This is a genomic window from Dyadobacter sp. CY351, assembly GCF_021502625.1.
Lineage (GTDB): Bacteria > Bacteroidota > Bacteroidia > Cytophagales > Spirosomataceae > Dyadobacter > Dyadobacter chenhuakuii.
On record NZ_JAKFFU010000012.1, the window covers coordinates 276,479 to 303,451 of the forward strand.

At 45.6% G+C, this 26,973-nt stretch carries 23 protein-coding genes; 16 read left to right on the forward strand and 7 right to left on the reverse strand.

Translation table 11 applies throughout. The annotated features are described in order from the left end of the window. Positions 1-37: 37 nt before the first annotated feature. Both L0660_RS21795 and L0660_RS21800 read left to right on the forward strand, forming a co-directional pair. Positions 38-3,382: a SusC/RagA family TonB-linked outer membrane protein gene (locus L0660_RS21795; RefSeq protein WP_235161311.1), complete on the forward strand. Its 3,345-nt coding sequence runs from the start codon at positions 38-40 to the stop codon at positions 3,380-3,382. A 38-nt stretch (positions 3,383-3,420) separates the two neighbouring features. Further along, a complete protein-coding gene (locus L0660_RS21800; protein ID WP_235161312.1) occupies positions 3,421-5,115 on the forward strand; it encodes a SusD/RagB family nutrient-binding outer membrane lipoprotein in 1,695 nt (564 codons plus the stop codon). A 179-nt stretch (positions 5,116-5,294) separates the two neighbouring features. Here the strand turns inward: L0660_RS21800 and L0660_RS21805 are convergent, their stop codons facing one another. After that, positions 5,295-5,834, reverse strand: a complete 540-nt coding sequence (locus L0660_RS21805) for a redoxin domain-containing protein (RefSeq protein WP_235161313.1) — start codon at positions 5,832-5,834, stop codon at positions 5,295-5,297. A gap of 12 nt (positions 5,835-5,846) precedes the next feature. Then, the gene (gene argH / locus L0660_RS21810; RefSeq protein ID WP_235161314.1) at positions 5,847-7,187 is read right to left on the reverse strand and encodes an argininosuccinate lyase; all 1,341 of its coding nucleotides are present in this window, start codon (positions 7,185-7,187) and stop codon (positions 5,847-5,849) included. A 157-nt stretch (positions 7,188-7,344) separates the two neighbouring features. On the opposite strand from argH, the gene tnpA reads away from it, so the two are divergent. The 3 genes from tnpA to L0660_RS21825 all read left to right on the forward strand — a co-directional run bounded on the left by tnpA (position 7,345) and on the right by L0660_RS21825 (position 11,023). Then, the gene (gene tnpA / locus L0660_RS21815; protein ID WP_255712403.1) at positions 7,345-7,833 is read left to right on the forward strand and encodes an IS200/IS605 family transposase; all 489 of its coding nucleotides are present in this window, start codon (positions 7,345-7,347) and stop codon (positions 7,831-7,833) included. A 158-nt stretch (positions 7,834-7,991) separates the two neighbouring features. Further along, entirely contained in the window at positions 7,992-9,164 is a 1,173-nt protein-coding gene (locus L0660_RS21820) for an AIR synthase related protein (RefSeq protein ID WP_235161315.1), read from the forward strand. Between the two features lie 152 nt (positions 9,165-9,316). Beyond that, complete coding sequence (locus L0660_RS21825; RefSeq protein ID WP_235161316.1) at positions 9,317-11,023, forward strand: PQQ-dependent sugar dehydrogenase; 1,707 nt, start codon at positions 9,317-9,319, stop codon at positions 11,021-11,023. Positions 11,024-11,069: 46 nt separating this feature from the next. Here the strand turns inward: L0660_RS21825 and L0660_RS21830 are convergent, their stop codons facing one another. Next, entirely contained in the window at positions 11,070-11,648 is a 579-nt protein-coding gene (locus L0660_RS21830) for an O-methyltransferase (protein ID WP_235161317.1), read from the reverse strand. A gap of 104 nt (positions 11,649-11,752) precedes the next feature. On the opposite strand from L0660_RS21830, the gene L0660_RS21835 reads away from it, so the two are divergent. The 3 genes from L0660_RS21835 to L0660_RS21845 all read left to right on the forward strand — a co-directional run bounded on the left by L0660_RS21835 (position 11,753) and on the right by L0660_RS21845 (position 14,301). Beyond that, positions 11,753-12,601: a neutral zinc metallopeptidase gene (locus tag L0660_RS21835; protein ID WP_233794943.1), complete on the forward strand. Its 849-nt coding sequence runs from the start codon at positions 11,753-11,755 to the stop codon at positions 12,599-12,601. Between the two features lie 125 nt (positions 12,602-12,726). After that, on the forward strand, positions 12,727-13,650 hold the full coding sequence (locus L0660_RS21840; protein ID WP_235161318.1) for a DUF6268 family outer membrane beta-barrel protein: 924 nt from the start codon (positions 12,727-12,729) through the stop codon (positions 13,648-13,650). A 180-nt stretch (positions 13,651-13,830) separates the two neighbouring features. Next, positions 13,831-14,301 (forward strand): hypothetical protein, encoded by a 471-nt coding sequence (locus tag L0660_RS21845; RefSeq protein WP_233794946.1) that lies wholly within the window; start codon positions 13,831-13,833, stop codon positions 14,299-14,301. A gap of 115 nt (positions 14,302-14,416) precedes the next feature. Here the strand turns inward: L0660_RS21845 and L0660_RS21850 are convergent, their stop codons facing one another. Beyond that, positions 14,417-15,019 (reverse strand): Crp/Fnr family transcriptional regulator, encoded by a 603-nt coding sequence (locus L0660_RS21850; protein WP_235161319.1) that lies wholly within the window; start codon positions 15,017-15,019, stop codon positions 14,417-14,419. Between the two features lie 130 nt (positions 15,020-15,149). Between L0660_RS21850 and L0660_RS21855 the strand changes: the two genes are divergently transcribed. The 5 genes from L0660_RS21855 (at position 15,150) to L0660_RS21875 (ending at position 19,594) form a co-directional block, all read left to right on the forward strand. Continuing rightward, positions 15,150-15,722: a hypothetical protein gene (locus L0660_RS21855; RefSeq protein WP_235161320.1), complete on the forward strand. Its 573-nt coding sequence runs from the start codon at positions 15,150-15,152 to the stop codon at positions 15,720-15,722. Positions 15,723-15,856: 134 nt separating this feature from the next. Further along, entirely contained in the window at positions 15,857-16,090 is a 234-nt protein-coding gene (locus tag L0660_RS21860; RefSeq protein WP_235161321.1) for a hypothetical protein, read from the forward strand. A 131-nt stretch (positions 16,091-16,221) separates the two neighbouring features. Next, the gene (locus L0660_RS21865; RefSeq protein WP_235161322.1) at positions 16,222-16,755 is read left to right on the forward strand and encodes an RNA polymerase sigma factor; all 534 of its coding nucleotides are present in this window, start codon (positions 16,222-16,224) and stop codon (positions 16,753-16,755) included. After that, positions 16,739-18,256 (forward strand): hypothetical protein, encoded by a 1,518-nt coding sequence (locus L0660_RS21870; protein ID WP_235161323.1) that lies wholly within the window; start codon positions 16,739-16,741, stop codon positions 18,254-18,256. Before L0660_RS21865 ends, L0660_RS21870 begins: the two co-directional genes overlap by 17 nt. A 297-nt stretch (positions 18,257-18,553) precedes the next feature. Continuing rightward, positions 18,554-19,594: an SGNH/GDSL hydrolase family protein gene (locus tag L0660_RS21875; RefSeq protein ID WP_235161324.1), complete on the forward strand. Its 1,041-nt coding sequence runs from the start codon at positions 18,554-18,556 to the stop codon at positions 19,592-19,594. Positions 19,595-19,666: 72 nt separating this feature from the next. On the opposite strand, the gene L0660_RS21880 is transcribed toward L0660_RS21875, so the two are convergent. Together L0660_RS21880 and L0660_RS21885 are read right to left on the reverse strand one after the other, a co-directional pair. Further along, entirely contained in the window at positions 19,667-20,605 is a 939-nt protein-coding gene (locus tag L0660_RS21880; protein WP_235161325.1) for a DUF4249 domain-containing protein, read from the reverse strand. 30 nt (positions 20,606-20,635) lie between these two features. Next, the gene (locus tag L0660_RS21885) at positions 20,636-23,032 is read right to left on the reverse strand and encodes a TonB-dependent receptor (RefSeq protein ID WP_235161326.1); all 2,397 of its coding nucleotides are present in this window, start codon (positions 23,030-23,032) and stop codon (positions 20,636-20,638) included. Positions 23,033-23,258: 226 nt separating this feature from the next. On the opposite strand from L0660_RS21885, the gene L0660_RS21890 reads away from it, so the two are divergent. The 3 genes from L0660_RS21890 to L0660_RS21900 all read left to right on the forward strand — a co-directional run bounded on the left by L0660_RS21890 (position 23,259) and on the right by L0660_RS21900 (position 26,801). After that, positions 23,259-23,714, forward strand: a complete 456-nt coding sequence (locus tag L0660_RS21890) for a MarR family winged helix-turn-helix transcriptional regulator (RefSeq protein WP_235161327.1) — start codon at positions 23,259-23,261, stop codon at positions 23,712-23,714. A gap of 16 nt (positions 23,715-23,730) precedes the next feature. Further along, on the forward strand, positions 23,731-26,355 hold the full coding sequence (ppsA, locus tag L0660_RS21895) for a phosphoenolpyruvate synthase (protein WP_235161328.1): 2,625 nt from the start codon (positions 23,731-23,733) through the stop codon (positions 26,353-26,355). A 74-nt stretch (positions 26,356-26,429) separates the two neighbouring features. Continuing rightward, entirely contained in the window at positions 26,430-26,801 is a 372-nt protein-coding gene (locus L0660_RS21900; protein WP_233794956.1) for a hypothetical protein, read from the forward strand. 79 nt (positions 26,802-26,880) lie between these two features. On the opposite strand, the gene L0660_RS26405 is transcribed toward L0660_RS21900, so the two are convergent. Continuing rightward, complete coding sequence (locus tag L0660_RS26405; RefSeq protein ID WP_409013419.1) at positions 26,881-26,967, reverse strand: IS3 family transposase; 87 nt, start codon at positions 26,965-26,967, stop codon at positions 26,881-26,883. Positions 26,968-26,973: the final 6 nt, after the last annotated feature.

The window sequence follows — 26,973 nt, forward strand, 5'->3', positions numbered from 1 at the left end:
GAATCAAGCCACCTTTATTTAACCACTAAAGTTTACTATGAGACAAAAGTTTACGACTTTAACCCGTCTGGTAACCTTGCTTCTCCTGCTTATAGGGAGCACATGGAGCATGGCCCAGGACAGAAAAACCGTTAATGGAACGGTGCTGGACAAGGATCAAAATCCGTTGCCTGGTGTATCCTACCTTGTAAAAGGAACCAACGCAGGTGGTGCTACGGATGCCAATGGAACATTCAGTGTTAGTGTGCCTTCCAGCACATCCGTGATTGTGTTTTCTTCAATTGGTTACATCAGTAAAGAAGTAACGGTTGGCAATGCCAGCCAGCTGTCCGTAAATCTGGAAGAAGACAACAAAACACTGAACGAAGTGGTGGTAACCGGTTTTGGTATGACTACCGAAGCCAGAAAGCTAGCTTACTCTGTACAGTCCGTACAAGGAAATGACATTACCAGAACTGCTAATGCCAACATGGTAAACGCGCTTCAGGGTAAAGTGGCAGGGGTTATGATCAACCAGGGAACGGGTGGTCCAATGTCCTCTTCACGTATCCGTATCCGTGGTAATGCTTCTTTAAGCCCTAATACACAGCCACTTTTCGTTGTGGATGGTGTGCTTATCCGCCCTGGAACATCAGGAGCTGACTCTTGGGGAGCTGCGCAGGATTTTGGTAACATTATGAAAAACATCAACCCGGACAACATTGAGTCTATGACTGTGTTGAAAGGTTCAGCTGCAAGTTCGCTTTATGGTTCTGAGGCTTTGAATGGTGTTGTTGTTGTCCAAACCAAAAAAGGACGTCAGGACAAAGGTTTGGGTGTTACTTACAACCATACTTCTACATTTGAAAATGCATATCGTTTCCTTGACCTGCAAAATGAATACGGTGCAGGTTTAAGCCCGACATTTGCAACCGGCGCTGACGGAGTTCCCGAAGTGGACCGTGCCAACTTCCCATTCTCTTACGGTCCGAAATTCGAAGGACAGCAAGTGCGTGACCTGGATGGCCGCATGGTGGAATGGAAAGCCAATGATCCTTTGAGCTTCTTCCAGACTGGAAAATATATCAACCATAACCTGGCTATCGAAGGTGGTAACGAACGCAGTTCTTTCCGTGCATCGTTCTCGACTTTGAAAAACACGTCTATCATGGCTGCGGGAACGGAATTGAAGAGAAACAACTTCAACATCCGCGGAACACAGAAAATCGGAAAAGTGCTTAATCTGGACGTAAGTGCGGATTATACGGATAACGACATGGTCAACCCGATCCGTCAGGGCGGTAACTACAACCCGGTTTTCCGTTTTGTATACAACCGTCCGCGTAACATGGACATTGATTACTGGTCGAAAAATTATCTGGATCCTATCGCCGGCGGCCGCCGCAGAGGTTCTTCTGCTGACCCTTACAACATTACTGAATTCATGTTCCAGACATTTGAATACAGACAATTCCGTAATGAAAAAGTGTTCAGAGGAAATGTCGATCTGACTGGTAACATTACTGACTGGTTAAGCTTCCTGGTTCGTGGTAACGTTCAGAACGAATTGTACACAGGTAACAACCAGAACAGGGGAGATAATGTAAACTTCTCGGGTGGTGAATACCGTGAGTATTCTGAAAACAAAACGCAGACCCGTTTTCAGGGATTGGTTACGGCAACACGCCAGATTGGTGACAACTTCAATTTCAGCCTTTCGGTGGGTGGAGAAACAAACCGTCTGATCGGTGGACGTAAGTTTGACATGAGAACAGATGGCGGTCTTCGCGTTCCTGATGTTTATTCTTTGTCAAACAGTATTAATCTTCTTAAAACAGAAAGCATTGCGCTTACGCCTTCAAAGAGAATCGACGCTCTTTATGCGTATGGTGACCTGACATTCAAAGACGCGTTAACATTGAGCGCCAGCTATCGTACAGACTGGTCTTCAACATTGACCTATGCGAACGGAAGCGGTGACTACATTTATTCTTATCCTTCTGTGGGACTTTCATGGATCGCAACAGAATCGCTGAAAGATCTTCCTACATGGCTGTCATTTGGTAAAGTAAGAGCCAGCTTGGGTTACACAGGTGGTGACACAGAAGCGTGGTCTACGAACCAGACAGGTGTTTATGAGCCAAAACCTGCTTATTTACAAGCAGATGGAAGCCAGATCAACCTGGCAGGTTTCAGAGACCCCAACACACTTCCTAACTATGGTTTGAAAAACCGTCTGGCAAGAGAAGTTGAATTTGGTGCTGACATTCGTTTCTTCAACAACCGTTTGGGGATTGACGCGACTTACTACAACAAAATTACGAAGAACGAAATCCTAAGCTTGAACACCACAACTGAGTCTGGTGTAAGCAGCCGTATCGTGAATGCAGGTAGAATTCAGAACAAAGGTGTTGAGATTTTGCTTACTGCTACGCCAATTAAAAAGGCTGATTTCGAATGGAATACAAGCATTAACTTCTCCCGTAACCGTAACAAGGTTTTGGAATTGGTTCAGGGAACAGACACTTACGAGTTGAACCTTGGTTTTGGTGCTGACATTAAGTCGGTCGCAAGAGTTGGAAAAGACTACGGAACGATCATAACTCCTTACGGTTTCGCGATATACGAATCGAATGATGCGAACAATCCTGCTAATGGTCAGAAAGTGATCGGAGCCATTTCCGGTGAAGGTGGAATCGGTTATGTGCGCAACGGTTCATACGGATCAAAAGCAGACAAGGAACTGGGAAGCGTAATGGAGAAATTCCTTGCGAGCAATGTAAACTCGATCCGTTACAAAAACTTTACAGCAACAGTTCAGGCTGACGCGAAGATCGGTGGCTTGATGTCATCTGCAACGCACCAGTATGGTTCTTCTTTGGGATCATTTGCGTTCACCCTTCCAGGTCGTAATACTGAGCTGGGCGGCGTAACGTTTACAGATGCGGAAGGAAATGTGAGAAATGATGGTATCATTCCGGAAGGCGTTCTAGCCAACGGATTCCAGGTTGTGGTAGACGGCGCTCCGAAAGATTTGGGAGGAATGGCATATGCTGATGCAGTTGCGGCTGGATATGTGAAGCCAATTCCTGCTTACGCTTACTACATGAACCTTACGCAATGGTCATCGGGTATCCGTGAATATTCTACGTTCGAAAACTCATGGGTTTCGCTTCGTGAAGTTTCGGTTGGATACAACGTTCCTGCTTCATTGTTAGGAAAGGCGAAGATTCAGTCATTGCGTGTAAGTCTGGTTGGACGTAACCTGGGCTATCTGTATCGCACAGCGAAAGACGGTATCAACCCAGAAGGTTTATACAGCAACAAAGCGGGTGAATTTATGGAATATGGTGGTCTTCCTTTCTCACGTAACCTAGGCGTTTCGGTGAGTGTAGGATTGTGATCCTGAGTTATTACAGCCCATTCAAAATAAAATTTGTTATGAAATTTAGAAGTAGTAAAATATTCTTGTTAGCCGCCGTTGGATTTCTTTCCTCCTGCGAAAAGGAAGCATTCGTGGACATTAACAAAAACCCGGATGCACTTACTGAGATCCCGCCTCAGAACCAGTTTCTGAATGCAACCACTGGTATTCACGGACAGGATTTTGAAGCATTCTATGACCTATACCGTCGTATTATGCCCTGGATGCAGTACAACACGCTGCTGAACGGAAACCAGGGATCGTTCACATTGAACTTCGACAACTTCGCCAACCGTTACGGAAGGCTTTACAATGGTGTTGGGGATAGATTGTACGATCTGGAACAGCTTGTAGGCAAGCTGGAACCTGAGGAGCAGCCACGCTACGATCAGATGATCCAGATAGCACGCATCCTGAGAGCATACTATGCATTTTATGTATCTGACATCTATGGAAGCATTCCGTATTCGGAAGCTTTCCAGGGACGTTACGGCGGAACACTTCAACCGAAATATGACACGCAACCGGAATTGTTCGCACGTCTGGACGGTGAGATCAAAGCTGCGGTTGCTGCATTGAAAGTTTCCCCTGCGGTTCCTCAATATTCTTTGGGAGCTTACGATCAGTATTACAAAGGCGACCCGCAGAAATGGATCAAAGCGGCGAATGCACTACGTTTAAGAATGGCTATGCGTGTTCAAAAAGCGGATGCAGCAGCTGGAAACGCGATCATTACAGAAGTGTTGGCACAGCCTGCCGCAGATATGATGGCTGGCAATGAAGATGCATGGATATTCATCGGAAATGCAACATTCACAGGTGACGCCGGCGGCGGAAACTGGAATACAGACGAGCTCAGAGCGCCTAAGCCGATGGTGGATTTTATGTGGGAAAAGCGCGATCCGCGTATTGACGCATTCTTCACGCCAAACGAATATTCTCAGGCCAACATTAACTTGTTGATTGCTGAGAAAAAACTTCCTGCCGGTACAAAAGAAGGAAGACGTTACGTAGGAAGTTTTACAAGCCCGGATGAAGCAAGGCTAACTGCGGTCGTTCAGCGTTATTACACGCCGAAGGTGATCAATTCGAACAAGGAAAATGTAGATACGTTGTCACTGATCCAGCCTCGCTTGTTCAGCACCGGTAAAGCGGACGCAGCCGGAAATGCAGGAACAGGACAATCTTATCTTCCTGTGATCACTTACGCAGAGTATTGCTTTATGCGTGCTGAAATTGCATTGAAAACAACAGGCGCAGCAGCGGCAAAAACATGGTACGAAGCAGGTGTGAAAAGCTCTTTGGAATGGTATAATCAGGTTGGTGTTAATGCAAAATTGACTGACTACACGCCAACAACGCCAGCAGAAATCACTGCATATCTTGCACAGCCAGGCGTTGCCTTCGAAACAGCAAGAGCAATGGACCAGATCGCAAGCCAGAGTTATCTCAACTTCATGAAGCAGCCACAGGAAGGATGGGCCCTTTACAAACGCACAGGTTTCCCTAACGAGAAATCCGTTGTGCCTTTGCCAAAACTAACCTATCTGAATGTTCCTTTGGTAGTGCCACGCCGTGCACCAATTACATTGCCTTCACAGTCTGACCCTAACTACGCAAACAAAAAAGCAGCTTACGATGCAATGGCAGCCATGCCAGGCTTCGGTGACCTGACCAGCGCAGCAGGACGTGTTTGGTGGGATAAGCCTTGATTTTATATTTTTAGATTTAGTTATAATTGAAAAAGGAAGGCCGCCTGGCCTTCCTTTTTTTGTAAATGGTTCATTCAATTATTACTTAACAAAGTCGCAGCGCGACGCAACATTGGTAGCAAATAAAAAGGGTTGTGAAACGCAAATCCCGGAGGGATGAAACGACGTCCCACCCGTTATCAATCCAGCTTCATATTAATCAGGCAACCAATGGCCTGTGTCTTACTTTGCATGATCGGATTGTCATTCAATGTCGCTTCCAGTGCATTTCTCAGGTAAAGCTCAGTCGCTTTCGGACGACTTTTTCCCAACGCGTAAAACCAGTTATCAATCGCGCCCTGGTAGACAACAAGGTCATTTGCATTGAGCAAAACAACTTCCGGCATAACGGTCGCTTTGTAACGTGTTGCCTTCCGCATGCCAGGATCCGGAAAGCCAGGGAATGTAGCATTGTATTTTTTCAAAAAAGCCTTAATATCCTTTTCCGTAATTGTTTCCATCGGAAAGTAGGCTTCAAAACTCACGCCTTTTGCACTATAATCGGCATAAATTTGCTTTATTTCCCTCATATACGCATTGGTAACCGGACATTCCGGATCCAGAAAAAGGATCACTTTTAGTTGTCTCGCGGGCAATTTTTCACGAATGGGCCTTCCTTCGGTTTTATCAAAAGAAACCAGCAGGCAAATAAGGATCAACACATTTATCTTTCGCCACATTCCTTCATTTTGTTAACCGTTCTGCAATAGTTTTTTCAGTGCTGCAGTTACCTTATCGTAACCAAAAGCCGCGATCTCCTGCTTCATGCGCTGCTGGATTTCAGCAGTTTGCAGGTTTCCAATGCTTCCTTCGTGCGTATGCTTCAACTCGCGCGGGGCCGTGTAGCTTCCATCACCTATCTCCGCCCCAACCTGTCGGTAAGCATCCCGGAAAGGCACGCCATTGATCACGAGCTCATTCACACGTTCCACGCTGAAAAGCAAATCATATTTGGCATCATCTAATAGGTTTTGCTTCACTTTCATATTTTCCAGCATGAATGCGGCAATGTCCAGGCAATCCAGAATTTCATCAAAAGCAGGCATTAAAATCTCTTTCAACAACTGCATATCCCGATGGTAACCCGACGGCAGATTGCTCAAAACCATCGTCACCTCCATCGGCAATGCTTTCATCCGGTTTGTTTTTGCGCGAAGCAATTCCGCCACATCCGGATTTTTTTTATGCGGCATTATGCTGCTTCCGGTTGTGAGGTCGTCGGGCAACACGATGAAGCTGAAATTCTGGCTGTTATAAAGGCAAACATCCATCGCTAACCTGGAAACGGTTGCAGCCAATGATGCAATAGCCGTTAATGCAGCCTGTTCCGTGCGCCCGCGGCTCATTTGTGCATACACAACATTATGGTGCATGCCCTCGAAACCTAAAAGTTCAGTAGTCAATGTTCTTTTCAAAGGAAAAGAAGATCCATATCCCGCCCCCGATCCCAGCGGGTTGCGGTTAGCCAGGCGATAGGCAGCATTTAATTGAATAACATCATCTATCAACCCTTCCGCATAAGCGCCAAACCATAAGCCAAACGACGACGGCATGGCGATCTGCAAATGCGTATAACCAGGCAAAAGGTCATTTTTATGCTCCTCCGAGCGGCTTACCAGCACATCAAATAGCTTTTCAGTAGCCTGCACCACTTCAAACAAACGCGCACGCGTATACAGCTTCATGTCTACCAGCACCTGATCATTGCGGGAGCGCCCGCTATGAATTTTTTTGCCTGTATCGCCCAATTTGCGTGTTAGCTGCAATTCCACTTGTGAATGCACATCTTCCACGCCTTCTTCAATTAAGAACTCGCCTTGCTGAATCTGAGAGTGGATTAATTTGAGTTCCTGCTCCAATGCTACAAGATCCTCAGAAGTCAAAAGCCCGATGGTTTCAAGCATTTTAGCATGCGCCAGATTGCCCAGCACATCATATTCCGCCAGGTGCAGGTCCATTTCCCGGTCCCGCCCAACGGTGAATCTTTCTATTTTTTCAGAAGTAACCGTATTTTCTTTTTGCCAGAGTTTCAATGCAGTGATGTATTTGTAGTAAAAAAGATCGGATTGAAAGGCAAATTTACGATCAATTGGGTATAAACCGTCAATTCAGAACGACTCGAAGAAATTATGATGTGACTGAAATATTGATGTTACGTCTAATGAGTATTTATAACAATCGATATTCATTATGAGTTGGACGAGAGTTTGGGTTCACATGGTTTTCGCGACGAAATACCGGCATCCGTTTTTAAATGATTCAATCAGATGGAAAGTTTTTGAGCATATCTACGAAAATGCCAGAGATAAGGGCATTTTCCTTGATTCCGTGAATGGATGGACGGATCATGCTCATTGCTTGGTTGCGCTTGAAAGGGAGCAAACCATTAGCAAAGTGGCGCAATTGATTAAAGGTGAATCTTCGTTTTGGATTAATAAAAACAAGTTAACGACCCGAAAATTTACCTGGCAGGACGATTATTGGGCTGTCAGCGTAAGCGAAAGGCATGTTGAAATTGTAAGAAATTATATCAGAAAACAAGAATCGCATCATCGAACGAAAACATTCAAGCAAGAAAATGACCGATTCATGAAGAAATACGGATGGGAACCAACCAATCCCAAATCCCCCCAATCCCCCAAAAAATCCCCCCAATCCCCCAAAAAATCCCCCCATTAGTTAGCCGTTCACTTAAGTGAACGGAAATCGTTTGAATTTTGGAAATCGTTTGAATTCGAAATCGTTTGAAATATTCTAAATCGTTTCGAAATAGAACGGAAATTGATTGGGGAGGGGCTTTTTCCTATTTTTGTGCGATATTAATTAATTACGCTCAAATGAAAACTACCGACCGTTATCTGCAACGCGGTGTCTCGGCTTCAAAAGAAGATGTACATAAGGCCATTGAAAAGATAGATAAGGGGCTTTTTCCAAAAGCTTTTTGCAAAATCGTTCCGGATACATTGGCTGGTGATCCCGAATATTGCACCATTATGCATGCCGATGGCGCTGGTACGAAAACCTCTCTTGCCTATTTGTATTGGAAAGAAACGGGCGATATTTCGGTTTGGAAAGGCATTGCGCAGGATGCGATTGTGATGAATACGGACGATCTTTTGTGCGTAGGTGCAACGGGCCCAATGCTCTATTCTTCGACCATTGACCGGAATAAAAACCGCATTCCCGGTGAAGTGATTGCTGAGGTGATCAATGGTGCTGAGGAGGTTCTGGAAATGCTGCGCAGCTATGGCGTTGAGATTTACAGCACCGGCGGCGAAACCGCTGATGTAGGGGATCTGGTAAGAACTGTTACGGTCAACAGCACGGTCATTGCGCGAATGAAGCGTTCGGAGGTGGTTGACAATGCCAACATTGTCGCTGGTGATGTAATCGTAGGGTTGGCATCCTGCGGACAAGCAACGTATGAGGAAGTTTACAATGGTGGAATGGGCAGTAACGGACTAACTTCTGCACGCCATGACGTTTTAGGTAAATATCTCGCAGAAAAATATCCGGAAAGCTTTGACCCGGAAGTAAATGCAGACCTGATCTATAGCGGAACCAAAAAATTGACCGATTCCGTTGCAGGAACACCATTGAATGTAGGCCAGCTTGTGCTCTCACCCACAAGGACTTACGCGCCGGTTGCCAAAGCATTGCTGGACGAGATGCGTTCGGAGATCCATGGCATGGTGCATTGCAGCGGCGGCGCTCAGACAAAAATTCTACATTTTGTTGATAACCTTCACATTATCAAGGATAACCTTCTGCCGGTGCCTCCATTGTTCCAAATGATCCAGGAAGAAAGCGGAACAGACTGGCAGGAAATGTATAAAGTGTTCAATATGGGCCACAGACTGGAAATTTACCTTTCTCAGCAGCATGCGGAGCGGGTAATTGAGATATCCAAATCGTTCGGGATCGATGCGCAGATTGTCGGTAGGGTAGAAGCTTCGGATACTAAGAAACTGACTATTAAAAGCGAATTTGGGGAATTCTATTACAGCTAGCATTTTACAAAACATTCAAATAGAAAGGCCGTCTGATTTAAACATCAGGCGGCCTTTTGACATTAATTCTCGTTAGGAAAAACTAAGGCATAGATGTTGTAGTAAAAACATGACACATATTATAGAAATACTATCAATAATCTGCTAATTATATGAAACACTTCAACTTCTTTCTTAAAATCTTTCTTAGCGCCTCGGGCATGCTTTTGTGCACAGGGCTAGCTTTTGCTCAAACTCCTGAGGTCAACATTGATACGGAGAACCCTGTGATCACCGGACTAAGTTCTGCCATGCAACTGGTGCATGCAGATGATAATTCCAACCGCATTTTCATTGCTGAACGCGGCGGAACAATCAAAGTGCTTGCACCGAGCCCGTCCGCGACGCCCACGAGCTTTCTGAATATGAATCAGAACAGTCAGGTTGTGCTTACAGGAAATGAAGACGGTTTGCTGAGTATCGCTTTTCATCCGAACTTCGAAACCAATGGATATTTTTATACTTATTATACCAATATGCAGGGGAATCTTGTGGTGGCAAGATACACGGCTGCCAATCCGGCAAGTAATAATGCAGTCAATCCGAATACCAGATTAGAAGTCCTGGAAATTCCGCATCCTGGTAACGCAAACCACAATGGAGGAGAAATGCATTTCGGTAAGGATGGTTTTCTCTATTTGTCGGTCGGCGATGGTGGAGGTGCAAATGACGTGAATCAGAATGCTAAAAATCCAAATGTTTTGCTTGGTAAAATTTTACGGATGGATGTAAATGTGCCCGATAGCAATCCCATCAAATACGCCGTCCCAGCCGGTAACCCTTATGGCAATGCGGTTTATGCATTAGGATTACGAAACCCATATCGATGGAGTTTTGATAGGCTTACCGGCGATGCGTGGATAGGCGACGTAGGGCAGGGAGCCAGGGAAGAAATCAACCACAGAACGCCGGCTCAGCTTGCCAATGCCAATTTCGGGTGGCGCTGTTTTGAGGGCGACATTGCAACGCCAGGGGTGAACAGGACCGGCTGCGACACAGGCGGGCCTTATGTGGCTCCTGCTTACGCTTATGTCAATGGTGAAAGAGGGCAATCAGTCATCGGAGGTGTGGTTTACAGAGGATCACTTTACCCTCAAATGTACGGCTGGTACATTGGGACCGATTATTATTCCGGCGACATCCATAAAATTTCCGCTAATGAAGCCACTAAAACATACCAGACTTCCACTGTAATTTATATCACGGATATTGGAGAGGATCAGCGCGGTGAAATTTACGCAGTAACCGGCAGTGCGGTTTACCGGATTTCTGCCGGTACTGCATTACCCATAACATTGGTTGATTTTTTAGGCACACCAGGGAATGAAGGTGTAAACTTATCCTGGTCAACATCCAGTGAAACAGATTTCAAGCAATTCGACATAGAACAAGGCTTCAACACAGCTCAATTCGTAAAAGTAGGAACAGTAAGCGGACAAAATGCCGTTTCCGGCTCTCAATACGCATTTTCACACAACATCAATTTTGGTGGCAATCTTTATTACAGGTTAAAAATGGTTGATAAAGACGATAGTTTCGCCTATTCCAAAATCATCGTTGTGAATACCGAAAACAATTCCCCTGCCAACTTCGTAAGACCCTCACTTATCAGCAATGCCACCATCGATATGGTGCTCAGCGATCCTTTTGATAAAATGGAGTTGGTCAGCACGAACGGAACCGTCTTCATGTCCCAGGAAATCACCGGCAAGAGCGGCCCATTAAGCATCCCACTTCAAAGCACAAGCACTGGAATTTACATAGTAAGGCTTACCGGAAGGGATAAGGTGTTGCAGCAAAAAGTGTTGGTTTTGCGGTAATCATGCAATCCCCGGTTCCTTCATTTCCCGGAACCGGGGATTGCATTTAAATTTTTACCGCAATCACGATGCCGGTTGCCCAGACTTGTTTTGTGAGAACCAGGTCTGTTCTTTTTTCAAGATCTTCGATCAGTTTAATGGCTTTTAGATCGTGGCCTTCGGGCCAGTTGGGTTGGGGGAGCATATCGTCGATGATGTAATAACCGCCTTTGTTTAGCATGGCCAGCACTTCTTCCAGCATCAGGTATTTGCCGTGCCAGGTGTCGGCGAAAATGTAGTCGTATTTTTGGTTGAGGTTATTTTTGACCCAGTCTTCGCCGTCGGTCAATGCTAATGTTAGCCTGGGGTCCTGGCCCAAATGGTCCTCTGCAATGGCCAGGAATTGAGCCTCATTGTCAATCGAAACCAATGTCGAATCGTCGTCCATGCCGTCGAGGATCCAGGCTGTGGATAGTCCGGTGCCTGTTCCGAGTTCCAGGAATTTGCCTGCTGGTTTTGAGGCGGCTAATGTTTTAAGCAAAGAACAGGTCTGAATGTCGGATGCCATGGTAAAGCCGGATGCTTTTGTGGCATTGTCGATCGCAACATAAGCCTTGGGTAATGGATGGTTAATTTCCTGGTTCATTTTCGGCATATTTGTTTTTACATCCTAAACTTATGCAATAATTATCACCGACGTATATTGGCATGGTTTTTATTGATTTCCATGCATCTCAAACATCAGAAAATATGCGTTGGCAAGATTTACGAAGAAGCGGCAATGTGGAAGACCGCCGGGGAATGTCCGGAGGCGGTAAAGTAGCGATCGGCGGGATCGGAATGATCATTGTGCTGGCAATTGGACTCTTAACCGGTCAGGATCCCAGCGAGATTTTAGGGAATCTGCAAGGGACGGAAACCCAGCAGCCTGCTCAGACGCGCGCGCCAGGACCGCTTCCCGATGATAAAACGGCCGATTTCGTTTCTGCTGTTTTGGGTAGCACAGAGGATGTCTGGGGCGAGATTTACAAGGCCAATGACGCACAATACGAGCAGCCAACCTTGCAAATGTTCGAAGACGCAACGCAAAGTGCCTGCGGCGGCGCATCTTCTGCAATGGGGCCGTTTTACTGCCCTGCTGATCAGAAAGTATACATCGATCTTGACTTTTGTAATGAATTACGCGACAGATTCAAAGCGCCGGGCGATTTTGCGGTGGCGTATGTTGTAGCACACGAAGTAGGGCACCACGTGCAGAATTTAATGGGAATTTCGGGGCAGCTGCAAGAGCAGCGCGGCCGGATCAGTAAGGAAGAATACAACAAGCTGTCCGTAAAGCTCGAACTTCAGGCAGATTTCTTTGCAGGCGTTTGGGCTAACCATGCGCAGCAAATGGAAAATATCCTCGAACCGGGTGACCTGGAAGCAGCATTAACCGCGGCCAACGCCATCGGTGACGATAAGCTCCAGAAGGAATCGCAAGGTTACGTTGTCCCGGATGCGTTTACGCATGGAAGTTCACAACAAAGAATGTATTGGTTCAAAAAAGGTTTTGAAACCGGCGATTTGAACCAGGGGAAATACGAGGATATCAGATAAAATTGTAATAAATAGGAATTTGAAATGAGTTGGATAATCGGAGCATTATCCAACTCATTTTGTTTTAACAAACTCCGGAACTTATTGGAAATCCATTTTCGTTACCAGCTCATAACTAGTAATTTATGCAGTTTCGCGGTCCCGGGCCATTTTTTATTATACTCACATTGCTGAGTGCGCACGCTGTGTGCCAATCGCTTAAACCCGGACTCGAAGGGATGGCGCCATCAAAATGGTTAACGTTCCGTCACACGCATGCGCCCGGTAAAACATACCGCTTTAATGGGACGGATACCAAAAGATTTACGCAGGAAGAATATTTCATGCGTGCATGGGTCCCGCTTGTTCACAATAAAAAAATGGCTGTGCTGCTCGGTCCCAATTATCGCACAGAACAGCTTGAATTTAAAAGCACGGGTGAAAATCCGGTAAGCCATATGGAAGGCTGGAATTTGCGGACATTTGCGCTGGACCTTAATTCGGTGGTTAAATTAGATAGCAGTTCGTGGCTTATATTTACTTCACATATTAATAAAAGCGGCGATTTCGGGCGGTTGTTCTGGTCCGAGATTCCTATTAACTATACATTATCTGCTTCTTTCCTGCGCAGGAAAAGCGCTAATAAAGAAGTGGGTTTTGGTGTAATGATGAACAAGAGTTTCAGGGTTACGGTGCTTCCTGTTCTGATTTTCAACTACAATTTTTCTGAAAATTCCGGACTGGAAATGATGCTTCCTAAGAAGATCGCTTTCAGGAAAAACCTTTCGCCTTCGGATATCATTTACCTGAAATCCGAAGCAGTGAGCCGGACCTATTATCTTCACCAATTCAACAGCGATGCGCTCGGCGTTTGCCGTCGGGTAGACATTGATTTGGGCATGTCGTATAACCGTAAGATCGGCAATTATGCTGGTGTTGAGCTATTCGCGGGTTATCGTCAGAATGTCTCCAACCGTTTAATTGAAGGCGCAGTACCCGTGCAGACTTCGGGATTTGCGGGCACCATTGAACTTTATGTTCAGCCTCCCAAATTCAAAAGAAGAAAGTAAATCCTTTATGTATTTGTAGTTTACTTAGTTGATATTTCCGGTTATTTATACGACTAATTTAATTAGTTGGATTAATGTTGATTCCGGTAAATTCGGGATGTTTATTTAGCCTGAATTTTTTATAGAAATTATAATGATTAATTTCACCGGACATAACCGCTAATTTTTAATTCATATTTTATGAAAGCTAAATCAATTAAGTTTTTTTCACCTCAGGAAAACCTTCCAAAAAGTGAGGTAATCAAATCAAAGGCTAAACCTGCCGGCTACATTTCCGCAACAGGTAAAATTGTTCTTCCCGTTGCTGCTCTTGAAGAATTAGGAATTGAGGCCGATGCAACACGGTTCAAAATCGGAACGGATCAGGGGAAAAGAAAGATCAATACGGTATATCTGATTCCTTCTTCTGATGATACAGATACATTTGAATTGGTAAAAAGTGGCCGAGGATATGTGATTCCGCTGGCTATTATTTTGAAACAAGGCGGCGTCGCTTTTGACACTACAAAATACACATTTACGGCAACACCATTCCATTACGAAGATGGCGTTGTAGGTTACGAATTAGCATTGGCAAGTTCTGAACCAAAGCCAGCTTACACCGGAAAGCCACGTGGCCGTAAGCCAAAAGCTGTTGAGCAGGAAGGTTAATAGCCTTGCAGTTTTTCAAGTTGTTACTGAAAAAAAGCCGTAATGAATCGCAGGATTCATTACGGCTTTTTTTTAGTATTTCTACTTTAAATGTCACTGGTAATTACAAAATAGATCAGCGGTTTTTATCAAATTGAATACTTTTAAGACAGCGGCTGAATGTTGCCGGAGTTGTGCCGAGATAAGTGGCAATATAATGATCGGGAATGCGGCGGAATAGTGACGAAGGTTGATTTACATAATGTTCAATACGCTGTTCAACAGATAGATATTTAAAAACTTTAACACGGTCTGTGAAATTAATCAGATGCTGTTCGAGCAGTTTGACAGCCAGTCCGGCCATGTACGCGTCCTCTTCCACGAGCTTCCTGTAAGCATCGTACCCTATGGCATATACGATCGTATCTTCGAGCGTTTCCAGCACTTCGTTTGATAATTGTTGCAACAGAAAACTTTCGGCAATGCAGACAATGTCTCCGTCCGCAACCAGCAGTGAAGTAATGTCCTCCGAACCGCGCAAATAATAAGTGCGCATCACTCCTTTTTCGATCAAATAAAGATTAGGGCTCACCTGCCCGAGATCGACCAGGATCCGCCCTTTGGGGATTATGAAACGTTTCAGGTTTTTAGTGAAACGCTCCTTTACTTCCTGGGACACCATGAATTGCGAGGCCTCGAGTATGCGGTCCAGCGGCTTTATTTCTTCTTTGGCTTTCATCAAAATCTTGTCGTAGAACAACGTATATCTATGTCGCAGGACAAGATATAAATTAATACCATTCGAGTTACTTTGATCAGGACATAAACGATGATCCTAATTCCCTTTTCATCCTTAATCAAACCTGACCATGAGAACGTTAGTTTTACAAATCGCATTTTTGAGCTGCACCATTATTCCGTGCCTTGCGCAGGACAAAGGAAAAAGTGAGCTCGCAATAGGTTTCGGCATTATGCCAACGGAAGATGTCGCTGCCGAAATTTTTACAGTGTTCTTTTTAGCATTATCCGGCCGACTGCCTGACAAGGAAGTGAATGATTTTGCATTTTCATTAAGTTACAAATATCATCTTTCCGAAAGGTTTTCACTGGGTGCGAGCGGTGCCTATAATGCAGCCGCGCATGAAACCCGCTTTTTTAAATGGATAGATAACGGTCCCCGTCCCAGGACATTAGCAATTGCTGTCGAAACCAATTTCTTTTATTTGAAAAGGCCAAGGGTTAATTTGTATTCTTCTGTGGGCGCAGGTTTTTTTGGTTCCTGGACCAATGAGTATGACGGCATTTCCGACACATCCTATATGGCACCCACGCTGCATTATTCACCTATTGGCGTGCGGCTCGGAAAAGACGTCGGGGGTTTTGTCGAGTTGGGTTATGGCTTCAAAGGGTTGGTTAATGGTGGGGTGAGTATCAGGTTTTAACATTCGATAAGCCGCCGCGGTGTATTAATGTTCGACTTTTTTAATTAGTTACCCAACCTTGTGAACAACCCTTGTAGTTTATTTTATTGACAGGCCCTAAACCACTTGTCGTTTATCATTTAAACTATAAAGTCATGAAAGTAGAGAAGCTGATTATTTTCGTCATTTTCCTTGGACTGATCCAGCTTGCCGCCTGCGAGCGTAGCAAAATCACTGATCCGGGACCTAATTCACTGAGGGAAGCCGCTGATTCGCTTAACCCCTTTCCGGGAGATTCCCTGCCCCTCGACAGCATATATAAGCCCGATACGTTGGTAGGCGGGACCGACAGCCTGCCCAACGCTGACTCGGTGCGCAGGCAGCCCTGATGGCTATGCTATCAGCTGGCCATATGAAAGCGGGGTTATTTTTACTAAGAAATCATTATAATTCAGGAAAAGCGATTACGAATTTTTTAACCGCCGGGAACATTAAGCCTGGCGGTTGCTAACATGCCGGATTGGATCATTTAGATGAAATATTAGCGGGTTGCAGGCGTCAGGAGCGTCAAGCCCAGGAGAAGCTGTATCGCCAGTTTTATCCTGTGCTTTTTGCGTTATGCCGTAAATTTTTTGACGACAAACATGAGATCCTGACAGCCATTAATAATGGAATGTTGAAGGTTTTCAAAAATATTGACCAGTTCGACGATCAAAAAGGAGCATTTTTTAATTGGCTTTACACAACAGTGAGAAATGCGGCCCTTACCCAGCTCAGGAATCAGAAAACGCAGCAGTTTGATTACGACGAGCTTGACGATAAGATGGGTTTCGAATCCGCAGAGAGTCCATTTGACAAGCTGAGCGCGTCGGATGTGATCGTCTATTTATCTGCGTTACCTGTGGCAACCCGGCGCGTTTGCGGATTGTTTTATCTGGATGGTTTTAGCATTAAGGAAATCGGGGAGTCGCTGGATATCTCGGATGGCACGGTGAAATGGCATTTGAGCGAAGGCCGCAAAAAGCTGAAAATAATTTTTGAAAAGATCTTTTGATGTGAAAAACAAAAACAAAAATATCGACAAATTTTTCTCCGGGAAATTGCCGGATCCGGAAATTCCGGCCGAAGACGCGTGGGGAAAGATGAACGATATGCTTAATGCTGGCCCCTCGGGTCTTCCTGATAAGCACATGTTCAAAGGCGGCCCACTCACCTTGGCTAAACTGCTTTCCGGACTGGTTTCGCTTGGGGTTGTCATTTTGGGCGTGTTTTTGTTTTTAAATAACAATGCGGAAAATACTAGTAACGGGCAGGAGAAAGCTCCGAAACCGGAATCAGCTTTAATTATGAGCAAGGAGGATACTGCAAAGGTTGGAGAAAGTGTAAAAATAGATGAAAGTGAAAAAGCGGTGGAGGAAGGTGAGGCGTTAGTGAAAAGTAATGAGTTTGTGAAGAGTGAAGAATTAGTGAAAAGTGAAGCATTAGTACGGAGTGAAGAATCAGGAGATCGTGACGCGATTGCTGGCAAGAAGGAAGCAAGAACAATTTCCGAAACGGAAAGAGGTAACATGAAAAAGGCACAGCCAGTGAAGCGGAATCGCGTGGTAAAAGTGCCGGAAAGCCGTGTCGGAGCTGCAAAAATGAGACAATCGCCCGATGCTAACCAGAAAAATGAAAGATTGGAAAACGTTGCCGGGGAGCGGGATGAGCATTTTGCAGATCGTGTTGGAAACGGAAAAGCAGCGAGCGAAATTTCGAGTGATCTGAATGTTGTTACTGAGAGTTATAAGGGTTCGGCGGCCACATTAATACAACTCAAATCTCAACATTTTAAACCGAAATTTTATGATCCTGGTTTTTCAGCCAAAATAAAGGACATTACAAAATCCGATAAAGAGCAGCCGGGGAGCATTCCTGAACAACCGCAACGGAAGACCTTTGAAGCAGGACTTGAATGGAACTTGATTTCGCCGTTGAAGCAGACTGATTTCCTTTTCACGGGTATCGACAGCACCCAAAAACCAGCATTATTGCTGATCCCGGGCATTTATATAAGTAAAACTTTTCGCGACAATCATTCTCTGACATTGAGCGCCTCAGCCTACCAGCCCTATTTCGGCAATCACGCAAAACTGGATCAAAATCCGGATTCCATTTCCGGGCCCGATTCTTCGCTTGTTTCGCTCAGGCGAAATCTGATTAAAACGGCCAGCATTAACCTGGCTTTACAATATCAGTATGAGTTAGTAAATCACTTTACGATCGGGGCAGGCGTTGCTTATAGCCGCGTCCTAGGAGCGCTGGTGCAAGAGCAGGTTGTGAACGGAAGAGGCGAACTGTTAGCTCCGAAACTGGTTACATTAAAAGGGTCGGAACAGACCGGGCGCTATTTGAATAAAGATATTTTCTATTTCAAAGCAGGCCTCTCGTATAAGGTGGGGCGTTTCCAGGCAGGATTTAATATTTTGGCACCCCTGAGCAATCTTTCTGCTTCACCGAAATACCCCATTCGAAAAGTGAACGGGCAGCTGTTTTTGAGATTTCGGGTTTGGTAATGCTTTACTTATGGCTTGAATTGCCATATGAGAATTGTTCTACTTTTTGGGAGATGTTACTTCCAGGGATTGGATGATCTTGAATCCAATGAAAAGCATCAATATAACTAATCCTGCTTCAATTAAACCTGCAAGTTGTAAGAATAGTTGTTCCATGGCTATGTGATTTTTCACAAAGGAACATAGCGTGGAAAAATGCAACAAATATTAGTGATTCAACGGCAAAGTAATGAGTCTGCGGTTGGAATGATTATTGTTGGAAGGATGTAAGCATAACCCCATATATCTTCCAAAAAAATGAATGAAGATCAGAAGACTGACTCGCACATTAAGAATCCAGACAATTCACTAAGCCGCAGGCGTTTTTTCCTACAATCTGGGGCGGCCATTTTTACAACAACATTGCTATCGTCGTGTAGCGGGATTATCGAAGATATTTTCCCCAAAACCGACAAAGAGGAAGAAGAAAAACAGCCCGACCGAGACAAAACGCTGGCATTTTTTGGCGATAGTCTCACCATCGGCGCAGGTGGCACCGGTCCTTACGGGAACATTGTTGCAGCTGCACTGGCAAGCAGACCGGTCCTCAGCGACGGCATCGTAGGGCAGGTTGCATCGCGCATTGCCGTGCGACAAGGTGGAACGCCGCTGACAATATCCATCGAAGGCAATAAGCTGAATGGCATCAAGCCTGTGCGGATCACAAAACTGAGCAATCAATTTTTATCAACACCCACAAATAACGACGAATACAGCAGAACCGGCTCCGTAGGCGGTGTCAGGTGCACCATCAGGCGAACAGCTAACGCGGAACTGGGCGAAAATTATACAATCACACCTACGGCTGTAAGCGTAATTGATGTCCCCGAAAACTCGGAATTTTTGCTGGACGACGCTTCGAGGCTGAAAACGGCCACGCAGATCTTATGGTATGGCCGGAATAACATTGGGAAACCGAATGCGGAAGAGGAAATCCTTGCCGCCCTCGACAGTTCCATTGCTTATATCACAGCGCCCGCACGTTACATTGTCCTCGGCGTTCTGCTGGCGCAATCGGATCGGAAGGGAACAGAAAACTTCGAGCAGGTTGCCTCGATTAATGAGAAGCTGGCAGCGAAATATGGAAAATCATTTGTTCCAATGACGCCGCCAACGGATGCAGAACTGGCCGAAATCAGTTATAGTCCTTCACAGGACGACTTGACAGACCTTGAAAATCTCAATTTCCCGAGAGGTCTGCGGGCCGACGTCAGCACGGACGAAATTCATTTGAATGATAAGGGTTACCAAATCATCGCAAACAGGGTCATAGCAAAAATCAAAGAGCTTAAATACTGATTTGCAGCCTTAACAATTTGAACGGTGGCCAGACAAAAACCTGGTCACCGTTTCTTTTGATAGCGGAGCAGTTCAGGGATTAATGGTTTTTCCTACCGCATTAAACGATGCAAAACAGCCCAGCCCACCTTCCACATTCGTATAAACCAAAGTAGGTTCTACAAACGGGTTATCATTATTGTTTTCCAACGAGCGCCTGAACTTGTAATAATGCTCGTCAATGCACATTACTTCTATTCTCACGTCCCTGATGAGGGGCTTTGTTTCCAGTGATTTTTCCGCACCTTTTTCGTCCAGATAGGTAACGGTCCTGTTTGAACTGATGTGAGCTCCGTTTTTGGGGCTGATAAACTTGATCCCGTCGAGATTTACATCATTGTAAACGCCTCTCTCAAAAGCAATCATTTCCGTGTTGAAGATATATCGAAAAGGTTCGGTCTTGCCTGTTTTCGGGTCGGGCCGGGGCATAGTTTCTTCATGCGTATAGGAACCGCGAAGTGCATAATAGTTGCTTTCCCCTTTCACATCTTCCCACGAAAACCAGAACCATGCAGTCGAATCGGTTTCATATCCGGCCCATTCTTTGTCAATGGATACTTCCATTTCTTTCACCCGGTTAAAAGGCACTGTGCATTGCGCTTTCACAAACCTTTTTCCATCATTAACAGTCAATGTATAGGTCTTGCCCGCCACGACCTTAAACGCACTGCTGTCCGCAACGTAGTTCTGGAGTGAATCATCGAAAACCAGCCGGACCTGATTTACATCGTCGGACAGGATTACTTCGGCGTTGGTAACAATCACCGGATTGTAGTACGCAGGCCCGAAGATCGGTTGTGACTCTGTAATAATGGCTTCCAACCGCGGGCTTTGTGGAGAAATGTAGCAGGAAACAGCCAGTTTAGCCTCTACTTTCGGAAGCTTGTCCTGATCCAGATCATTGACAAGGTTCTCACAGCCGCACAGCAAACCGATGCACATCAGCATGAGGAAAAGCAAGGTCTTATTCATGTGTAAAGCCGTTATAACGCGCATTTTTGATCAGAATTTAAAATTATAACTAAAAGACGGCAGCACCGGGAACAACGAATAGCGTGTCAGGACATTGATCCTTCTGTCAGGATTGCCTGGATCTTTTTTATTATCAATGTTATAGAAAAACGGATTTCTGCGGTTGTATGCATTGTAAAGCCCAAATTCCCAGGTGCGTTCGTGCCGCTTTTTCTTCTTGTGAAACTGGATCGCAACATCCATACGGTGGTAAGGCTCTGCCCGGAAGCCGTTTTTGTCTCCATATTCGTTGGTGACATTCCCGCCATATGCAGGTGATCCCCAGGGGTTCGGGACGAAGCGGTTTGGATACGTAGAGAACTTCGAGATCGGGATCGTAAGTGCATTGCCCGTTCCGTAAACCCATGTTGCCGATAATGTAATGCGCTTGCTCAGTTCGTAAATTCCCACCACCGAAATGTCGTTGCGGCGGTCGTAGCGGGGATAGAATGTTTTGCCAAAATTGAGCTCCGGAAATTTCCACTGCGTCCATGATAATGTATAACCTACCCAGCCCGAGAGCTTTCCGGTTTTCTTCTGCACCATGAACTCGGCGCCATAGGACCAGCCTTTTCCCGTGGTAATGTTGTCCTCCCAGTCGAGTTCGTTGGCATTTTCACCGTCCAGACTGATAAAGGAGGAGCCTTCCTTGTAACTGATAATGTTGTCCATTTTCTTATAGTAACCTTCCAAAGTCAGCGCCAGGCCGGGCTTTTCAAGATCTTTTGCAAAGCCGAATGCAACCTGGCTGGACTGTTGCGGTGCCACCCGGTCGGTGGTAGGAACCCAGAGATCCGTGGGCAAACCTAGTCCGGTGTTGCTCAGCAAATGCACATATTGGTTCATTTTGGCAAATGAGGCTTTGACGGAAAAATCCTTTGCCAATTTCAATGCTGCGGAAATCCTGGGCTCCGGTCGCACATATAACTTTGTTTTTGTTTGAAAAAAGCTCAATCTGAAACCTCCGTTCACCTTTAATGCGGTAAAGGGCTGCCAGGTATCCTCCACATAAGCGCCCGCTTCCAGGGTGTTGATGGGTTTGGCTTGCAGGTCAATCTCATCGTCAGAAAAGTCGCCTTCCAGCGCCAGGGCCGAAGGGACAAAGCGATGCGACGTAAGCTGCGCCCCGAATTTTACGCTGTGTTTTGCATTGAGGAAATAATCAAAATCCGTTTTCAGGCTATAATCCCGGATCAGGCTGTTGTATTTCAAACTAAACTCATCCTGCAATAAGCCCTTTTCATACCGCTTGTCGTTGGCAAAAATATTAAAATTGAAATGGCTGTAAATCAGCGAAGTATTTACAAACAGCTTTTGGTTGATCAAATGATTCCACCGCAATGTCGCCGTCGCATTCCCCCAGCTCAGCCCCGATCTGTTTTCACTATCGGTGCTCTTTTCCCGGATGTTGAATTTATCACGCCCGAAATATCCACTGACATACAGCTTGTTCTTTGCCCCAAAATCGTAATTGACTTTCGCATTGAGGTCGTAAAAGAAATAGCCTGGCTTCACCTTGCTATCCGACCCCGCTTGCTGTTGGGCGATCAGTGGCTGAGCGAGCACGTCAATGTATGTACGTCGTGCGGAAATCAGGAAAGAGGATTTCTTTTTAGCCAATGGCCCTTCCAGCGTCAACCGGGATGAGATAAGGCCAATGCCACCTTCGCCGTGGAGTTTTTCTTTGCTTCCTTCCTTCATATTCATTTCAACAACCGAGGAAAGCCGGCCACCATATCGCGCCGGAAACCCACCTTTTGTGAGTTCAACACTTTTGAGGGCGTCGCTGTTGAAAACGGAGAAAAAGCCGAAAAGATGGCTTGCATTGTACACAACCGCGTCGTCGAGGATGATCAGATTCTGGTCTGGCCCGCCGCCGCGGACGTATAAGCCCGTTTGTCCTTCGGTCCCTTTTTGGACGCCCGGCATAAGCTGCAAAACGCGTATCACATCCTTTTCACCAAAAAACGCCGGGATTTTTTTGATTTGGGAAATGGGGATCTCAATCTGGCTCATCTGCACCGATTCGCTAACTTTTTCATCCTGTCGCCTTCCCGAAATGATGACTTCGTTCAGCTGATTAGCTGTTGATAATGCAATGTCAATCTGCTGGCTAACGACCTTTTCAACGCTCACTTCCTGCCTTTCATAACCTACAAAGGAATAGGAAATCCTGACGGAATCTGATTTCGGAATGGTCAGTGAATAGAAGCCGTAGGTGTTGGTAACCGTCCCGACCGTAGAATTTTCGAGGTACACATTCACACCTGGCAACAGTTCCAGGCTTCCTTTTTCACGCACAAAACCACTGATGGTAATCTGCTCCTGAGCAAAAGCCTGAAAAGAAACGAAGACAAAAATTAGTAACTGGTAGAGTGGTTTGGGCATACTTAGCATTGCGTTAAAATTCGTTAACGTTCGGTTACATTTTATGGTATGTCAAAAAAATAATTTAATCATTTCAAGAATTTCCTGAACGATGTTGCTAGGGAATACGAGGGAAACAGCGCTAGTGACGCAAAAGGATCGACTTTATTTTTTACCTGATAATTTGGACGTCTCACTTTTCTATAATTATCTTTGTGACTAAGATAATTATTCAACAAGATAAAGTATGAATGACGAGGCTGTAAAGATGGTCCGGCGACTGGGCCAGCAATACGCATATGTTTCACTGCAAATGCATGAAACCGTTGCCCGAAAGGCCGGACTTGCCGGGACGGATCATAAGTATCTGGGATTTTTCCTCGAAAAAGGCGAAATGACGGCGGGTGAACTTTCGAACCTGACGGGTCTCACCACGGGCGCCGTAACCGGTTTGATCGACCGGTTTGAAAAGAGAGATCTGGTGAAGAGACGCTTTGCGCCGGAAGACAGGCGGAAAGTGATCATTGTAGCCAACACCGAAAACATTATGGCGCTCCTTGCGCCGCTATACAAGGATTTCAGGAGCAAAACGGAGGAAATGCTGGCGTCATTTTCCGATGCGGACAGCAAAATCATTGAAGCCTATTTTAACAAAGCGATAGAAATAGCAAAAGAAACGACGGAACAGCTCAACAAACAATAATGCATTACTATTAGCCATGGAAAATAAAAGTCAATTCGTAATAGAATTTAAGAACATTGATAAAACGCACATGCACTTGGTCGGTGGCAAAGGTGCTAATCTGGGCGAGTTGCTGCGGATTCCGGGCGTGCAGGTGCCGGATGGTTTTTGCGTGACTACCAATGCTTTTAAGGAAATTATTGCGAACAGCCCGGATATCGATATGCTGCTTGATCGGCTGGCGCTGCTGCATGCTGAGGATCGAAAAGCGATCAGTGCAATCAGTGCGGAAATCCGAGGGTTGATTGAAGCAACAACGATCCCGGAGGAGATCAGCGAGAAAATTGGCATTCATCTTAATCATTTGGGTGAAAGCAATGCATATGCGGTCCGTTCCAGCGCCACGGCGGAGGATCTGCCGACGGCATCGTTCGCAGGCCAGCAGGATACTTACCTGAATGTCATAGGAAAGGAGGCTATTCTCGCATATATCAGCAAATGCTGGGCTTCCCTGTTCACGGATCGTGCGGTGATTTATCGCATTCAAAACGCATTTGATCATCGCAAAGTCCAGCTGTCGGTGGTGGTTCAGAAGATGGTTTTTCCTGATGCGGCCGGCATTTTGTTCACTGCCGATCCAGTTAATGGCAACCGGAATGTCACATCCATCGATGCCAGCTTCGGCCTAGGCGAGGCGCTGGTTTCGGGCATTGTCAATGCGGATCATTATAAAGTCCGTAACGAAGCTATCGTCGACAAGAAGATAGGAGGAAAGAAGCTGGCTATTCGTGCATCAGCAAATGGCGGCACGCACGAAGAGAAGATTGATCCCAAAAAACAGGAAATGCAAACGCTGACAGATGCGCAAGTTTTACAGCTTTCCGACATCGGAAGAAAAATTGAAGCCCATTTCGGCGCTCCTCAGGATATCGAATGGTGCCTGTCTGGTAACACGTTTTATATTGTTCAAAGCCGCCCGATTACTACTTTGTTCCCCATTCCTCAGACAAGCGATCCGGTTCATGCTGAGGGCCTTCCGGCCGTTTATGTGTCTGTGGGCCACCAGCAAATGATGACGGATGCTATGAAGCCGCTGGGGCTTTCCGTTTTCCTGTTGCTAACCCCTGCCAAAATGCGCACCGCTGGCGGGAGATTATTCGTGGACGTCGCGCCGAACCTAGCTTCTCCGGCCATGCGGGATATTATCCTGAATACGACATTAGGAAAGTCTGATCCGCTGATCAAAGACGCGCTGCTGAATATTTTGGGCCGGGAAGATTTTATTGAATTTTTGCCGGAAGAACAATCGGTTATGAGCAACCCCGCACCGCCGCCTGCCACTCCGCCGTTCATCGACGATCCAAAGGTCATAACGGATTTGATCAGCAAGAGCGAAACATCGCTTGCCGCACTGAAAGCGGATATCCAGTCCAAATCAGGCTCTAATCTGCTTGACTTCATCCGCCAGGACATTCAACAGTGGAAGAAGAGCATGTTTGATTCGCTGAGTACGAAGACAATTATGTCCACTTTTAATGCCTTGGCGTGGGTTAATGACAAAATGAATGAATGGCTGGGTGAGAAAAATGCAGCAGACACACTTACTCAATCTGTCCCCAACAATGTGACTTCCGAAATGGGATTGGCATTACTGGACGTTGCAGATGTGATCCGCCCTTTTCCGGAAGTCATCCATTATCTTCAGAATGTGAAAAATGATCATTTTCTGGACCATCTGGCCCAATTGGAAGGTGGAAAAGAAGCCCAGACCGCAATGCATACTTTTCTACAAAAATACGGTGTACGATGCGCCGGCGAAATTGACATTACGCGTCCGCGCTGGATTGAAAAGCCCGCCACGCTCATCCCGGTTATTCTTGGTAATATCAGAAATTTTGAACCTGGTGCCAGTCAAAGAAAATTTGAGCAGGGGCGGCGGGAAGCATTGGAAAAAGAAAAGGAGTTATTGAACCGGCTAAGACAACTGCCTGATGGTGAGTCAAAAGCAAAGGAGGCCAAACAGGTGATCAACCTGATCCGCAATTTTACGGGTTATCGTGAATATCCAAAATATGGAATGGTAAGCCGCTTCTTCGTATATAAGCAAGCGTTATTAAGGGAAGCTGAACGGCTTGTGCAGGCAAATGTCATAGCTGACAAGGAAGCGATTTATTTTCTCACATTCGACGAATTATGTGAGGTTGTCAGGACAAAAAAGCTGGAAAACGGACTTATCTACCAACGGAAGGAAGCATTTAAAAGTTATGAAAAATTAACGCCTCCGCGGGTTATGACGTCTGATGGTGAAGTAATTACCGGTTCTTATAAAAAAGAAAATCTACCTGATGGCGCCATTGCCGGTCTGGCCGTTTCGTCCGGGATCGTTGAAGGTCGCGCGCGCGTGATATTGAACATGGAAGACGCCGGGCTGGAAGATGGCGACATTCTGATTACCGCTTTCACTGATCCGAGCTGGACGCCCTTGTTTGTTTCCATCAAAGGTCTCGTCACAGAAGTAGGCGGGTTAATGACCCATGGAGCCGTTATTGCACGCGAATATGGCTTACCAGCCGTTGTAGGCGTAGAAAATGCAACAAAGCTCATCAAGGATGGACAGCGGATCCGGGTGAATGGGACGGATGGATATGTTGAGCTGATCTAAATTTTGAACTGTATCCGGAATTGTGTTAATTGGTGACCAAATATTAGTTTTCAAATTTTAAACTTTTGGTCAGGATGAAAACAAAGTTGTACTTCATGATGGTTATCGCACTTGGGATTTTCTCAATTGCAGCGCAGAAATCGGTCACGGCGGACGATATATTGGGCACCTGGAAATATCAGATCAGCGATGTTCCGCCCGAATACGAATCCGGATTTTTCACTTTTGAGCAAAAAGACAACAAAACGGTTGGCTACGTAGGTGACACGCAAAAGCAGGAAATGAAGGAATTGACCGTTGCCGCGGATAAAGTCACATTCTCGACAGAATCTGACCAGGGTGTTTTCAAATATAATTTGGCACTAAAAGGCGATACACTCACCGGAATGATCTCATCACAATACGGAGATTTCCCGATCAAGGCGGTTAAGGAAGCAAAAAAATAATGTTTTGATTTTGGACTATAAACAAGAAAAGCCTGCAAATCAATCTGGACTGAACCCCAAAAGTTGGACGGTTTAAAGATTAACGATTAGTGTGATGAGCTCGGTATTGTGCCGGGCTCATTCCGTTTAAATTAAGTCTGATCCTCTCTTTGTTGTAGTAGGTGATGTATTC

Coding starts and splice junctions, on each gene's coding strand:
- L0660_RS21830 (WP_235161317.1), bottom strand. CDS start 11,648: ATGAACCAGGAAATTAACCATCCATTACCCAAGGCTTATGTTGCGATC.
- ppsA (WP_235161328.1), top strand. CDS start 23,731: ATGGAAAATAAAAGTCAATTCGTAATAGAATTTAAGAACATTGATAAA.
- L0660_RS21860 (WP_235161321.1), top strand. CDS start 15,857: ATGAAAGTAGAGAAGCTGATTATTTTCGTCATTTTCCTTGGACTGATC.
- L0660_RS21875 (WP_235161324.1), top strand. CDS start 18,554: ATGAATGAAGATCAGAAGACTGACTCGCACATTAAGAATCCAGACAAT.
- L0660_RS21795 (WP_235161311.1), top strand. CDS start 38: ATGAGACAAAAGTTTACGACTTTAACCCGTCTGGTAACCTTGCTTCTC.
- L0660_RS21850 (WP_235161319.1), bottom strand. CDS start 15,019: ATGAAAGCCAAAGAAGAAATAAAGCCGCTGGACCGCATACTCGAGGCC.
- L0660_RS21820 (WP_235161315.1), top strand. CDS start 7,992: ATGAAAACTACCGACCGTTATCTGCAACGCGGTGTCTCGGCTTCAAAA.
- L0660_RS21890 (WP_235161327.1), top strand. CDS start 23,259: ATGAATGACGAGGCTGTAAAGATGGTCCGGCGACTGGGCCAGCAATAC.
- tnpA (WP_255712403.1), top strand. CDS start 7,345: ATGAGTTGGACGAGAGTTTGGGTTCACATGGTTTTCGCGACGAAATAC.
- L0660_RS21840 (WP_235161318.1), top strand. CDS start 12,727: ATGCAGTTTCGCGGTCCCGGGCCATTTTTTATTATACTCACATTGCTG.
- L0660_RS21845 (WP_233794946.1), top strand. CDS start 13,831: ATGAAAGCTAAATCAATTAAGTTTTTTTCACCTCAGGAAAACCTTCCA.
- L0660_RS21855 (WP_235161320.1), top strand. CDS start 15,150: ATGAGAACGTTAGTTTTACAAATCGCATTTTTGAGCTGCACCATTATT.
- L0660_RS21880 (WP_235161325.1), bottom strand. CDS start 20,605: ATGAATAAGACCTTGCTTTTCCTCATGCTGATGTGCATCGGTTTGCTG.
- L0660_RS21825 (WP_235161316.1), top strand. CDS start 9,317: ATGAAACACTTCAACTTCTTTCTTAAAATCTTTCTTAGCGCCTCGGGC.
- L0660_RS21900 (WP_233794956.1), top strand. CDS start 26,430: ATGAAAACAAAGTTGTACTTCATGATGGTTATCGCACTTGGGATTTTC.
- L0660_RS21835 (WP_233794943.1), top strand. CDS start 11,753: ATGCGTTGGCAAGATTTACGAAGAAGCGGCAATGTGGAAGACCGCCGG.
- L0660_RS21805 (WP_235161313.1), bottom strand. CDS start 5,834: ATGTGGCGAAAGATAAATGTGTTGATCCTTATTTGCCTGCTGGTTTCT.
- L0660_RS21885 (WP_235161326.1), bottom strand. CDS start 23,032: ATGCCCAAACCACTCTACCAGTTACTAATTTTTGTCTTCGTTTCTTTT.
- L0660_RS21800 (WP_235161312.1), top strand. CDS start 3,421: ATGAAATTTAGAAGTAGTAAAATATTCTTGTTAGCCGCCGTTGGATTT.